11 protein-coding genes are annotated in these 14061 nt (G+C 41.9%); 6 read left to right on the top strand and 5 right to left on the bottom strand.

Going from position 1 to position 14061, the window contains the following annotated elements; translation table 11 throughout:
* Nucleotides 1–196: 196 nt before the first annotated feature.
* Nucleotides 197–1153 (bottom strand): helix-turn-helix domain-containing protein, encoded by a 957-nt coding sequence (locus tag AC1DXF_RS02700; protein ID WP_477445856.1) that lies wholly within the window; start codon nt 1151–1153, stop codon nt 197–199.
* A gap of 202 nt (nt 1154–1355) precedes the next feature.
* Between AC1DXF_RS02700 and AC1DXF_RS02705 the strand changes: the two genes are divergently transcribed.
* Entirely contained in the window at nt 1356–2006 is a 651-nt protein-coding gene (locus AC1DXF_RS02705) for an LA_2272 family surface repeat-containing protein (protein WP_477445858.1), read from the top strand.
* Between the two features lie 288 nt (nt 2007–2294).
* Here AC1DXF_RS02705 and AC1DXF_RS02710 read toward each other — a convergent pair whose 3' ends face one another.
* Nucleotides 2295–3680 (bottom strand): pentapeptide repeat-containing protein, encoded by a 1386-nt coding sequence (locus tag AC1DXF_RS02710; RefSeq protein ID WP_477445860.1) that lies wholly within the window; start codon nt 3678–3680, stop codon nt 2295–2297.
* Nucleotides 3681–4298: 618 nt separating this feature from the next.
* Between AC1DXF_RS02710 and AC1DXF_RS02715 the strand changes: the two genes are divergently transcribed.
* Entirely contained in the window at nt 4299–4982 is a 684-nt protein-coding gene (locus AC1DXF_RS02715; RefSeq protein WP_477445862.1) for a hypothetical protein, read from the top strand.
* A gap of 217 nt (nt 4983–5199) precedes the next feature.
* Here the strand turns inward: AC1DXF_RS02715 and AC1DXF_RS02720 are convergent, their stop codons facing one another.
* A complete protein-coding gene (locus tag AC1DXF_RS02720; protein ID WP_477445864.1) occupies nt 5200–5955 on the bottom strand; it encodes a DUF6882 domain-containing protein in 756 nt (251 codons plus the stop codon).
* A gap of 228 nt (nt 5956–6183) precedes the next feature.
* Between AC1DXF_RS02720 and AC1DXF_RS02725 the strand changes: the two genes are divergently transcribed.
* Nucleotides 6184–6528 (top strand): hypothetical protein, encoded by a 345-nt coding sequence (locus AC1DXF_RS02725; RefSeq protein ID WP_477445866.1) that lies wholly within the window; start codon nt 6184–6186, stop codon nt 6526–6528.
* Nucleotides 6529–6694: 166 nt separating this feature from the next.
* On the opposite strand, the gene AC1DXF_RS02730 is transcribed toward AC1DXF_RS02725, so the two are convergent.
* Together AC1DXF_RS02730 and AC1DXF_RS02735 are read right to left on the bottom strand one after the other, a co-directional pair.
* Nucleotides 6695–7390 carry a hypothetical protein gene (locus AC1DXF_RS02730; protein ID WP_477445867.1) on the bottom strand — a complete coding sequence of 232 codons (696 nt, stop codon included), beginning with the start codon at nt 7388–7390 and terminating at the stop codon, nt 6695–6697.
* Nucleotides 7380–10877, bottom strand: coding sequence for an RICIN domain-containing protein (locus tag AC1DXF_RS02735; protein ID WP_477445869.1), 3498 nt, complete (start codon nt 10875–10877; stop codon nt 7380–7382). The genes AC1DXF_RS02730 and AC1DXF_RS02735 overlap by 11 nt, the downstream gene beginning before the upstream one ends.
* Before the next feature lie 554 nt (nt 10878–11431).
* Here AC1DXF_RS02735 and AC1DXF_RS02740 point away from each other — a divergent pair.
* From AC1DXF_RS02740 to AC1DXF_RS02750, 3 genes are read left to right on the top strand one after another with little or no spacing between them, the layout of a single operon-like run.
* Nucleotides 11432–12472 (top strand): hypothetical protein, encoded by a 1041-nt coding sequence (locus tag AC1DXF_RS02740; RefSeq protein WP_477445871.1) that lies wholly within the window; start codon nt 11432–11434, stop codon nt 12470–12472.
* Nucleotides 12473–12520: 48 nt separating this feature from the next.
* Nucleotides 12521–12994: a lysozyme gene (locus AC1DXF_RS02745; RefSeq protein WP_477445873.1), complete on the top strand. Its 474-nt coding sequence runs from the start codon at nt 12521–12523 to the stop codon at nt 12992–12994.
* Between the two features lie 16 nt (nt 12995–13010).
* Complete coding sequence (locus tag AC1DXF_RS02750) at nt 13011–13430, top strand: DUF5675 family protein (RefSeq protein ID WP_477445875.1); 420 nt, start codon at nt 13011–13013, stop codon at nt 13428–13430.
* Nucleotides 13431–14061 lie beyond the last annotated feature (631 nt).

Consider the following 14061-nt stretch of genomic DNA (forward strand, 5'->3'; position numbering starts at 1 on the left):
TAAAAAGTAAAGCCCGACGACTATTAACCGATGTAGGTTGTAGTAAAGTTTATAGCATATGCTAAGATCGGCTCGGTTTCTATGACATTATAAGGGGTAACGAGTTTGTTGGCGACAACTCAAACAAAATGCGGGAAAGGAAGGGGCACACCAACAAGGGCGGAAACGGTATCGATTCTAAAAATTTATATTTAGGTTACTCAAACCCGTTTATTTCCCTGATCATCTGGTCGCATACGGCAAATGCAGCATACAAAAACTTATTGCGATGTTTTTCGCCCTGCCCGCTAAAAGCTACCGACTTTCTGATGAGGCTTTGCATCCAGGCTTTAGTTTGGTTACAGTAAAACTGATCGTCGGTTTTAAGATAGTTAAAGGTATTGAACCGGTTATAACATACCATGCTTTCTTTAAACTCCACCAAGTAGGCCAGGCTCCCTAATACATCGCAATTGTACCAGTTAAAGCTATGCTTAGGATCAATTGTTTTTTTGGCGCTGATGGCATACATGTTCATATCTGTAAGGCAATAGCGAACCTGCTCTACTATTTTTTCGGCCAGCAATTTGTCACTGATATTACCTGCTTCAAATGCATAGCGTACCTGGTCTACAGTACCCAGCACCGCGTCTTTAGACCAGATCTCAGTACTCGGAATTTCGAGGTAAATACGGTTAAGCTCCTGTGCAACGGCCACAATCTCTTCATTGATGGCTGCATAATCAAATTTCACCCCGGGCTTATCTGCCCAAAAAAATAGTTTAAAGCAAGTAAGTTCCGGGTATTTAAAAAAATGAAAAATAGGAATATCCTCTGTTGTAATGATGATATGCTTATCCGCACGCTGCTGTATAAGCTTTAAATTTTGTAGCAGGTTATTAAGATAACCAAGCATATCCGGCTTATCCCGGTTTATGTATAGGTAGTTAAAACTAACAGAAGGCAGTTTGGCTGGCTGGTAAGTAAACGGCGTTCCGAAAGCATCGGCTAATTTAATTAACTGCGGCAGCGCTAAGTTGCTGCTGCCCCTGATTTTTTTATACGCCTCGTTGGTACTGATACTTAATACATCTGCCACACTTTGAGCCAAATTCTGATACTCCGGCAAAGCTGCGTTTACAGACTGGAAGAAATTAATTTGCTGCTCATTCATAAAGAATAACCTAAAAGATGATTTATGCTATTTTGTTTAACCCGGAAAACTACGCACCCGTTGAGAATAACTTTAAAGATTAGAAAGTTAAAATTTTTTATTCAAACGGCAACTATAAGATTAAGCATTATCCATCGCGAAATATCAAAAGATAATGCACCTGTTTTCGCTTACATACATTTGATATCAAACAAACAGCGCCATGAAATTAAAACTTATCACACTAATCCTTATAGGAAGCATAACTACCGCAGTCGCTCAATCAACAAGCAGAACCAAGCGTTTCCCGGTGGGTACATTTCATAAAAAGAATCAAAATATTAATGGTCTTTCGGTGGGGCTGCTTACAGGTTACCTTCATTATGATGAGGCTCCCGCAAATGTACGTACCAACGGCATCCGGCTGGAAGCATTGGGTATGGGGATATTTTCTCCGCTTATACCGGGGAGTCCCATCAGCGATACCGAGGAACAATTCCGGGCAAAGATGGCCACTCCCGTATTCGAACGCGTCAATGGCTTAAACCTTTCACCTGCCGGCACTATATGTGATTGTATGGTTAATGGAATCAGTGCCGGGTTAGTTGGCCAGATAAACCGGCAGGTTAGCGGGTTTTCGGTTAGCCTGTTGAATTTCTCTGAAAGGCATAATGGTATTCAAATGGCCATGGCTAACGAAAGCTATGTCATGAATGGGCTTCAAATTGGGTTCAGCAATACCGGATACAGGGCCAGGGGACTTCAGATAGGTATGTTTAACCAATCAAAAAACTTTAAAGGCGTTCAGCTTGGCCTTTGGAACACCAATCAAAAAAGAAAACTACCTATCCTAAACTGGAATTTTAAAGATTGACTTAGGCTATTCACTTCAGGATCAAGCCCGTGGCGTTTGATGGTGAAGGGATATGTTTTCAAAGTCATTCAAATCCGTTACCACCAAGGCGAAATTATAACATCCGGAATTTGCATGGCGGATACTCAGTATGGCGCTTACCTGTCAGCGGGCAGACAAGCCAGGAGGCAGCAGCACAAAATGTACTTGCGGGCGCGAGAGTGTTGAAAAGTTCTTTGCTCCATTATCGAAAAGCGGTACAGCCGTCAAGCATTTGAGCAAGGGCGAATCTGAAAGCGGTTCCTTTAATTATTCATCAAGATCTAAAACTTTATCATCAGGCGGTTTAATTTTAAACCATTCTTTAATACCAATAGAAAATTTTGCCGACTTCCAATTCGAACCGGCAAATGAATCACTTAAGCTGCGTAAAATAGAATCATAATTATGATTAGAGTTGGAAAGCTTGCTGTTTTCATTCAAAGCCCAGGTCGTCAATGCATTAAAGGTTTGATAGTTTATACTTGTCCCAGTTATAACTGACTTGAATGGCCCTGCTTTGAAAACGAAAGCATTCTTCTCTCCCCGCGATTGACCTATGATCACAATATTAGAAAAATCAGCGTTTTCAATATTTGCACCTTGAAATGATGTTGTAAGAAAAACCTGGGATGAATCTATAGAATAGCCTAGTAGTGGTTCGTTATGAAAATCTGAATTTCTAAGGTCAGAAAAACTGAAATCGGCGCCCTCCAAATTAAAAACATCAAAATCTCTTGAAGATGATGCATAGCTGGTAATGAAATTGGCTTGAAGCTTGTCGCCCTTATAAACAAAGCTGCTTTTGCGCAAATTTGCATGCGCAAAAGAGGTTTGCATAATGTTAGTTTTATCAAAATTACAATGATAACAAGTTGAATTTGAAAAATTTGAAAATGATAAGTTTGAATTTGAAAAATCAATTTCAACTAATGAAATTTTCGCAAAATCAGCCGAAGCCAGGTACATATTTGATAAATCGTTTTGATGGATGTTCTGTCTTAGTAAATCGATCGCCGCTGATGATAGGCTTCGTTCTTTTGCCTCTAATGCAACCAGTTTAGGCTCTATTTCTGACTTCATGTAGGTTGATAAACCTTTTTTCTCTCGTTGAAAAATCTCCTTATTTAAGTTTATCAAAGATTTTAACACATTCTTCAATACAATTGTATCTACCTTTTTAATTTCTTCAGAATGAAAAATTTCAAGTATTGCGTTTCTAATTATTGGGTCATTCTCCAAAGACAGTGAATGAGTTAAGGATAATAGTGCTTGCGAGTTTTTTAAACTATCCCCTTCTTTTATAAAAGATCTTAATGCAATTACTCCTACAAGTCGTTTTCTAACAGATGTATCCCCGATATTTAATAAGGCATTTGATAAACGATCTTCCTTCTTCGACTCTAACGTTAATTTGGAATTCGCATTAAATTGATAAACAGAGAAGCCTATGGTAATTAAAGTCAGAAAGCCCGTTATAATGCTGCCTAAACTCGCATACGATTTTATAGTTTCCTGATTTCGCGACTTTTTAGACAATTGAAAGTCCAGGATATCCATTTCTTTATTGAGCTTTTCAATTTTGGCTTTGAGCTCCTCTTTTTCAAGGTGCTCTTTTGATATACTGTCCTTATACGAGTTGTCTTTTGCTGCCATTGGTTTTAGGTTTCACTAAATATAAGAAAGACAGATTATTAAAAAGAAATAAAATTGATAAATCCTTGAATTTGCCTGGATGTAATAAGGTTCACTTGTAATTCAAGGTCGAATTGTAGCCATCAAATAATTATCATAGGTTACGGTAAACAACCCCGCTGTTCGGGTCTATGACTTCGAACGCCTATGCCTGTAGTTTGCACCTGCAGTAACCACTTCATATATACCCAAAATCCCATGTTCAGAAAAAGAATTACTTTATCTGCTATGAACAACAATTTGTTATATAGCTTTTGTGGCTTTTGGTGGAATAGATTCTATTTACCCGGAGTCTCCTCGTTACAGGTAATAGGTTCCGAACAGAGAAATCTATTATACTTAAAGAACCATCCTTCTTTCCTTTAACAGATGTTATTTTAACTGAAGGCGCATCTTCCTTTGTTTTAAAACGCTATGGTTTCATTTTGATTAAACAATATTAATTAAAGGATATAAAATAAACTTTTATTCATATGTTTATAAAAAATAAATATTAACCTCTAAGCCGTAAACAATGAACAAAACCTCTGCTATCGATGGTGGCTGTAGTAACTGCCGTGCTTCTCATTACTTTCCTTTTTGCCTGTAAAAAAGAAAGAGGCAATCAAACTAACAAAATTAACAAGGCTAGCAAGTCTTGACAAGGACGCCATCACTAAGAATATGTTTAAATATCTGGTTTGTCTTGTGTTCATCGTATGTGGAGTGGAATGTCGGGGACAGGGCACTTACAAGAAATTGCGTTCGGAATTCAGCGCGATCAATAGGTTTGGCCTGCCTAATGACTACACACACAATCTCCTCAAAACGTATTATTCGGTAGGCTTGCGGCGGGAGTTTTCCTTGGGGAAATTTGTATCCTTAAATGCCATTGGCAACTATAATACTATGGCTGGAAAAAATGCCAACCCAGGTCTCAATGTTGTTTCTGCAGGTGGAGGGGTAACGCTCTATCCAAAATATCTTATCAACAAGATTTTTGGTTTACCTTATGATGATAACGTTGCGGCAAAAGACCAGTTCTACTTTGATGAAAGCATAGAGGTCAATCTGAACAATACCAGCTATGGCGACGCGGGTAAGTTAGTGAGTTCAAAATTCGAATTCACCTTTGTAAAACTACCTTTGGGAACTAACCTGAGCATACTTCCGAAGGTTGGGGCGGCGGCATATTTTAGAACTAATCTGCCATCGAACGTTTCAAACGATCCGTTCAGCTTTATCTATGTGGGTATTGCGATACAATTGGGAAAAAATAAATAATTATTAAGATGAATCAAGTGGCTTTCCTCCTGCTGCCGCTGAGCCTCCGGGCTTATGGCCCGCTGATAGGTAAACGCCAAGCTAAGTAATGAATATGCAAATCCCGGGTGCATGTTTCATCCGGGATTTTGTATTTTTAAACGGAGCAAAAGCGTAATACAAGAGCATTAAGGTTAACGGCAATGAAGACAACTCCAACAAAGGGCGTTAAATAACGCTACTCCGTTCGATTTCGTTTTTTTATCTCAAAATAACATTGATCACAAACAACTTTAATATCTGCAAAAGCCATTGATTCATCATTCCATTCGCCCTCTTTTAATCTGACTTTTTCGCATTCATTGCACCATGCCTGGTAATCGTCATCTTCTTCAATTGATTGATCTGATTCAAAGGCCTCATTAAATCCCTGATCGTCGTTATTTATTAAATGCCGGCAAACAAATGCTGTCCGGCCACTACTATGTGCATCGCACGCTACAAATTTATCTTTAAGTGCATCGTATTGCTCTGGGGTAAACTCATCGATGAATATGAAGTATATAAAAAGATGCTCCTGCGGAATACGATACATACCCATTGCACTCAATAACTTCGCTGCTACAGCGGTCATTTCCCAGCCGGTGTATTCATCTCCGTTAAATAGTCCCGTTGTTAACTGGCTGTAATTACTTACCATACCATACGCCCTAACTTTTTCAAGTTGTCTTTTCACATGCCTGGGTGTAGATTGATTATCCCACGACCAATTCCAGGTATTGGCCTTAGTTGAAAATGAGCCTACATCAACGTATTTAAAGTACAGGTTTCGACCATCGTCCGCTTTAAAATGAAAAGCTCCTATGCCGTGATCATAGTACCATTCTTCGTAACTGTTGATATCATATAGCTGCATAAATTCATCTTGCAGGGATGACATTTCACTTAGACAACGATTTGAATAAGCTTCAAAATCTTTTTCTGAGGTATTCATATATACGAACATACAAAATACAAACAACAGTAACCACTTCATTTATACTCCTGTAGTCTGGAGACTACGGGAATAATAATTCGAAGTTGGAGGCTTCGAACAGCGCAGGGTAAATGCCTTGCTAAGTAATGAATATGCAAATGCCCGGGGGGGGCGTTTCATCTAGGATTTTGTATTTTTAACCGAAGCAAAAGCGTAATAAAAAAGCATCAAGCCAAATAACAAACAATGGGCACATTTAATACCCTAACTATCGATTTTAAGTGTGAGCACTGCGGCCTATTATTTGCCCACAGGATTCAGTTTAAATTTGCAAAAACTTGGCAATACGAATATAAAGTGAACGATAAGCTGGCCCGCGGGAATCCCCGTTATGATATTGGTGCTCCCGACCTGGACAGGGTTAGGGCTTACGGTATCCTGGAAAATGAGCTTTGCCCACATTGCAATGAGTTAAATTCAGAAGACTACGATGTTATCATTGAAAAAGACGTTATCAAAACCATTGCTCCGATGGCAGGCCTGAAAAGGTACGACGATGATCCCAATTACGATTATTATATCGATGAGTAACCTTCCGGATAAATATTTATCCGGAGCCATTGTCGGAATTTAGCCTGTGGTCGGTGTAGTTCCAGTTGGCCCTACGGAAGCCCCGTATTATATAGGTTTACGACTAAAGCATATATAAAATACAAGCTTTGGCCGGTGCGGTGATAACACCCAACCAGAAGCTGAATCAATTCACTTTAAATTGAAATAGTCCGGAATCGGAAGTGTTGCCGTTGGCGTCTTTGGTTATTACTTTCCAATAATATTGAGTTCCCGATATTACACTAACATTATTATAGAAACTATCGGTAACGTTGCTTTTTAACACGCCCGGTGATGTGCTGGTACCAAAATATACATCGTAGCCTGTAATATTACCACCCACTGAACTGCCTTTCCAGCTCAGGTTAATAGTACCCGCCGGGGCCGCAACATTTTGCCCAAAAGCGGGGGCAACAACATCTGCCGGGTAAGGCGCATACGATACGGTACCCGCACCCGCATTGTAAAATTTCCAGGTATCGCTCTGTACCGTAGTCGCCGACTTGCTCGATTTGGATACGATATACCACGAATACGGCATATTTCTGGATAGGGTTATTTGCAGTTGTGTAGTGCTTGTGGTTTGTGTGGTGGTAGCCCCGGTTAACAGGTTCTTGAGGTTTAAGTCGTAACTATCGGCATTGTTCGAAGTTCCCCATGTAAACAAAACAGAACTTTGGGTAGCCGAAATAATTGTTCCGCTTGTGCAGGCCTCATTTTGTTTGGGAAGCGTCAATACTGTCTTCCCAGGCGTCAAATCCGGGGCAGGGGTTGGAGAGCTCTTTTTTCCGCAACCCATCGCTGTTAAAAGCAAACCCGCTATTAATAATCTACTTTTCATTTTTTATTGTTTTATACAGCGTTTCTGAATTATCTAATGATACCTTAAGGACATAAACGCCTTTCCCAAGGCTGGACAGGTCTAACGAAATGATGCCCGATTGATTTAAATATTGTTTAGCATAAAGCACCTGCCCGGTTTTTACACTGCAGATTTGAACATTGGCCTGGTTAACAACATCGTTACCAATAGCCAGGTTCAGCGTACTTTCAAAAGGATTGGGATAAATCAATACTTTGTTAGACACGATGATATCTTTTTGTATAACGCCCTGGCATTCCTTGTCGGTTGTAACAGTAAGCTTATTCATTCCTTTTGAAAGGGGTAGAGTTATCTGACTATCTGTTGTAGGGTACAATGCGCCATTTAAATTCACCATGTAGGTGGTGCCGCCCTGTAAACTTAAACTTACACTATTGGTGCCTGTGTTAACCGTCGAATAAACCGACAGGTCTTTCGGCTCTGTCACTACCACGTTATTACATTGCAGGTTGTCCGTTTTTCCGGCTATCGTTATACAAACAGAATAATTTCCAGCCGATAAGTTTTGTACCTGTAGCGAATCTGTAAACGGATAAGGCGTGCTTACGCTATTTAGAGTAACGGTGGCAGTATAATTTAAAGATTTGGCCGCTTTGATATTGATCAAGCCATTGTTTTTCCCTTTACAGGTTGCGCTCGTTACCGATATTTTAAAGTTTGTTATAGGCAGCGCTACGGTTAATGTCTGGTTAACAGGGGTTGCCGCGGTATAAATGTTGTTGCCTTGCTGCGATGCGGTAATTGTACATGTTCCCGGGCCGGCTACATGTATTTTCCCGTTAACTATAGTCGCGACGGTGGTATCGCTGCTGATATAACTTACCGGCAAACCCGAGCTTGCTGTCGCACCTGCATCAAAGTCAGCGTCGCCTGCCTTTTTCCGGGGAATGGCGTTAAACGTAATGGTTTGAAGCCCTCCTGTCAGTTGGGTAATTTCGCCGGCAGATAAGGCGTAGTTGTACACCCTGAAATCGTCGATAGTACCCTTAAACAATGGATCGGGATATTGACTACGGCCAATGTAGTTCAATATTGGTTTAAAATCCAACGGACGAGAGGTGATAGCGGTTGAGGTAGCCACCTGTACGCCATCCACATACATAATTACGCCCGCCGTATCTAAGGTTACCGCCACATGGCTCCATTTGCCCGAAGGCAATGCCGGTGCTTCCAGGCTTTGCTCTGCCCCGCCATTTTTAATGCCAAAATGTAGTCCCGCTCCTGCATTGGGTGTTAAAAACATAGATTGATCCTCGCCATTCCCAAAATCAAAGATGCGCTGCCAGGCTGCACCGCCGTTCCAATACACCCACGCGGCAACCGTGATCTTTTGCTGATTTGCCAAAGTTGCAGGTAGTTGTACGAAAGCATTTGTACCGTTGAGTGCTATTGCCTGTTTACCTACCTTACCGGCAACAAACGAAACTCCTCCGTACGATGCCCCATGATTTAGATTAACAGAGGTATCGAGGGTATTTCCCTCGAACCTGAGTTGAGTTACCAGGCTTTTAGCGCCTGTTGTAGTAGCCGAAACTTCGTTTGAATAAGCTGAAAAATTCAAGGATTTATCCACCGCCTTGATCTTATAAAAATACGTTCCGTTTATGGTGGTGGTATTATCCACAAAAGAGGTTGAAGTTATGTTGCGGCCAATGGTAGTATAAGTGCCTCCTGCAGTTTCTGATCGATAGATGTTATATCCCGCTACGTCTTTATCCGGGCTGGCAGTCCAATTCAACAGTACAGATTCTGCATTTGCCTTGGCAACAAAATTAGTAGGGGTGCCTGGCGCAACAAACTCCACAGTTGCGTCAATAGGCAGAAAACGCCATAGCTGGTTGGTTCCACCATTTTTATCCCATTGGCAAATGTTTGCCCCATCGGCGGTGCTGCCATTAAATACGTCGATACATTTTGCACTATGGCGGCTACGGATATAAAACCAGCCATCCTGGGCATATTCCAGGTACCACTGCTGGGCGCCGTTTTTATTATCGTCCCACGCGTCGATGGTGGCGCCATTTTCCAGTGAAAAGTTTAACAGGTCGGCCGCTTTACTGCTGTTTACATTAATAAAGCTAAAGTAACTGAAATCGCCCCCTATTCTTGAATCAACCGGGGTTACATCCCATTGCTGATAAGCGGCCCCGGAGTTAGTGCCCTGCACAAGATTTGTACCTGCTGCCGTACCACCTCCCGCAACCTGCAGTACTTTACCGCTGTTACGGTTCACCAATAGGTAACGTCCGCTGATAACAGGCTGAATATCCTCGCCCCATGTTACATTTACCACTCTTTCGGCATTGGTTTGCCCATTTTGGTAACTGCCGGCAGCACCGCCCGGCATTACCATAGTGTATTCCCGTTGCGGACCATAGCCATTGTAGTACACGTCTCTGTCTTTAGAAACAAACCGGTAAGTGGTAGTAACCCCTTGACGTTCGGACATACCGGCGAAGGCTTGCACCTTGCCATCAAGGTTCCGGTAAACCGATGCCGCTGTCCAATTTGGGCGGTGTTCGGCATATCCAAGCCGCACGCCATCACTGGCTTTTACAAACTCGCCACGGGCCAGTTCGGCGGTGCCCCACCAAATACCTGCCTGCATGCCATATTCGGCACCAACCATCGCCTCCATTACGTTGTGCAGCTCATCATTGGTGGCATAATGGGAGTTTGCCCGCACCGTTTGCTGAAAAGATGCATAGTTATCAAAACTACCGGCAAGCTGGTGGGTATTTCCTTCATCTAATCTATCTTTTAACGAGTTGTACCAGGCTAAGGCCTGATCATCATTAAGCGTGTTGCCCCCGCTGATACGAATGTTGGCAAAGCGGGAATTGCCCTTCAACAAGCCGGCAATATTATAAAATTCGGTAGCTGTACCTTGTACACTTGCCGGGTTATCCGGCTCATTAAATGGCGAAACGGTTACTACCGTATGGCCTGCTTCCTGGTGTCGCCGGGTAGTTACGTCTATCAGTTTTGCCCAATTAGCGGCATTGCCCGTAAACGAGGGATCAACAGTGGGGTTGTCGTCATTTAACACCACCTTGGTATTTGGGCCCAGCCAGGTATTAATGATATTTATTCGTTTATTGAGCGTGGCGAGTTCGGCAGGCGCAAGATCGCCGTTTATCAATGCGGAAGTTGGGGTGAACGATGATCGCACCAGGCGCACCCGGTCGGCACCCATAAAGGCTACTCCCCGCCTGATATTTTCCTCACTGAGCCAGGCCAAATCCAATCCAAACGTAATTGGTTTGGCAACACCTGTAGCCGAGACGCCAAACGGCACCGTCCTATCCGGAATAGGCTGGGCAACAAGGCTGTTACTTGCACTTGTAGTTTGTGCCGAAATCCAGGAGGGAGCCAGCATGACCAAAGCTAACAAGCCTAACCTGCACAGGCTATTCAACTTAAAAACAGCAGTTTGAATTTTCACGGTATTTTTGATTTAATTGGTTATCAATGAATAGAAACTGGAGCCCGGGCTAGCAACGCTGCTTTAGTGTACGATAAAAGCAACGGTTATTGCTTTTTAATTTCATCGATGGTTTCGCAGTTTTGAAGATCTGTTTTATTATATGATTGCCTATAAGACCAGATTATGAATAAAAGGGTGAACTGCGTTGTGGGTTTTATACCATCCCGCATTGTTTTAATTGCGGGCTTCGGGTGTGTTTTCAACGAATTGCTCCCGAAACCCCTTTTTCGCCGCACGCGTACGCCTGCTTTGGCGGTATAATTGCCCGCTGCAAATCCGATGATATTTACGGGGGAGGAGTGCACAACAGGCTACGCCCTGCAAATTATTTTCCGAAAATATTTTTAAAATATTTCTTTGTATTAGATAAATAATTAGTTACGTTTGACTTAGTGCATAAATCCTTGAATTGATTGATTTACAATGTTTAAAGCAGTAATATTTAAACTTGATTTAAATCATTAAAAATATTAATTCGGTATCTTATTTATTAACCTAATACTTTTTTTCACATGAGCGGGTTCCCTATTCTCGACCTTGTAATCGGTTTGTTTTTTATCTTTTTCCTTTTAAGTATAATTTCAAGTTCGATAGTAGAAATCGTTTTAACCATCTCGATGGTTAGGGCAAAAATATTGGGCGAGTGGCTGCTGCGTATTTTCGACACCGAGATACCCGACGCCAAAGGGATTAAAACTCCCTTGGGGCAAGTTATCATGAACCACTGTGCTTTAACTGCCTTGTCGCCAACAGATAAGGCACCCTCATATATTGATGCAAAGAATTTTGTTTCTGCTTTGTTAGATAAAATTTTTTCCTTCTCGGTGATTACCGGCCCTAAATCTATCGACGAGATTATTTCTTCCATCAGTAGCTCCGCTGCTCTTTCCGACGAACTAAGGCGTACTTTCCTGATCTATGCTACCGAAGCAAAAGATACCTTTGAAGCCATGACCGTTAAAACCACCGGGGCAATCGAACTCTTCCGGTCAAAAATGGAAAACTGGTACGATAGCAATATGGACAGGCTTACCGGTACCCTTAAACTGAAATATACCCGCAGGTTTACGATGCTTACCGGTGTAGTTGTATGTGTTGCATTAAATGCCGATACTATAGAAATTGCCAAATACCTGTACAATAATCCACAGGCAAGGGCAAACCTGGCCGCTAAAGCCGATGCCGCCATTAAGGATAGTACTTATATAAAAAAGGTTGCCGAAATCAACAAACTTGCCGCAACGGTTAAAGATACCGCGACCAAACAAAAATTGGAGGTTTCGGCCGGGCAGCTGGCAAAAACTGTGAATGAACAGGTTGCCGACATTAGTGCAACCCGGGCAGTTTTGCAAGATTCGCTGCCCTTAGGCTGGAACGCCAATGAATTCCATTTAAAAGGATGGGATATTGTTTTGTTCGGGCTTTCAAAACTTGTTGGGCTGGCCGTTACCATTGCGGCAATTATGATGGGCGCACCATTTTGGTTTGATGTGCTTAATAAAATTTCAAATGTACGCAGCACAGGTACCAAGCCTAAAGAAAGTGACAAATAAGAAAATACGGCGCTGCCGATAGCTATTAAATTATTAAACTAAACCTATATGATTATTGTTAACGATGCTTGCATTAAATTGATAAAAAGCTTTGAAGGGCTTTCTCTTAAAGTTTATCATGGCGCTGCTGATAAGCCAGGGATAGATACCATTGGCTATGGATCTATTCAATATCCGCCTGATTATATGCAGGGGAAAATGGTGAAGCTGGGAGATCCGGATATTACAGAGGCACGGGCCGAAAGTTTTTTGAAATGGGAAATTGATCAGAAAACCAAAGCAATTGATTTTCTGCTTCGCGATGACCTTAGCGCTAACCAGTTTGCAGCCCTTATCTCTTTTACCTATAACCTGGGAGAAGGGGCCCTTAAACAAAGCACGCTGCGGCTGAAGGTAAATACCAATCCGCATGACCCAACCATACGCGACGAATTTGCAAAGTGGGTTCATTCAAATGGAAAAAAGGTAGCCGGACTTGTACGCAGGCGCAAGGCCGAAGCCGATTTGTACTTTACACCTTAATCTTAAAAATAAAATCATGGAACTTAAACTTATCCGTTCAGTATTTAACTCCGATTGCACTTTAGGAAAGCTTTATTTAGATGGAGTGTTTTACGCATTTACCTGCGAAGACACCGTGCGAAACCTACTGCCCGATGGCAGCGGCAAAGTTCAAAATAAAACCGCGATTGATTTTGGCCGTTACGAAGTGGTTTTAACTTTCAGCAATCATTTTCAGAAATACTTACCGCTTCTTTTGAATGTGAAATTTTTTGAAGGTATCCGCATCCATGGCGGCAATACCGCGGCTGATTCTGAAGGATGTATCCTTATCGGTGCCGAAGGCGATATGCAAACCAAAATATGGAACTGTGCCAGTAAAGTAGCAAACCTGGTTGCAACGCTTAAGGGCATTGAGAAGAAACAAAAAATGTGGATAACAATAGAAAGGGCATAAACCATAGCTTATGAAGGTGTGCAACATTTGGTTACTCTCTAGGTTGGTATCGTTGGCCCGGATTTAATACCGGCCAAACAGCGGCTGATTAGGAAGGGGATAATTTGCCAGGACGTTTCTACGTAGTTCCTTACGAAGACAAGATTGTTTATATAATGGATGAACAGCATGGCTATGCAGTAAAGAATAAATCGCTGGATTTTAGGGGATAGCGGAAAGAGCGAAGGAAAATCTATAGGCTGCCGATGGTTATTTGTTTTTAAATAGCCTCCGTCCGCGTGCCGTTGTTGGAGTTGCCTCCTCCAACAACTTTTGTTCCCGACGGCTTTTATATTACACCATAAAGCCTAAGACTGCAATACAATGATATTTTTATAACATTGGCGAAGATGGCCTTGTTACTCTGCTACAACCCCATTGGTAACGAGTTTGTTGAAGACAACTCCAACAAAGGGCGAGTGTTTATGAATAAAAGGGTGAACTACCCGTGGTTTTATGCACGCTACATCGTTTGACCGGCAAACTTCTGGTGGGTTTACAGATTTTTCCACGAAACCATGGTAAGTCCCTTCTGTTTGGGGAGGAAAAGTAAAATTATTACAAATCTGTAGATATCAAATACCGCATTTAA

This window comes from Mucilaginibacter sp. P2_A5, from assembly GCF_056404995.1.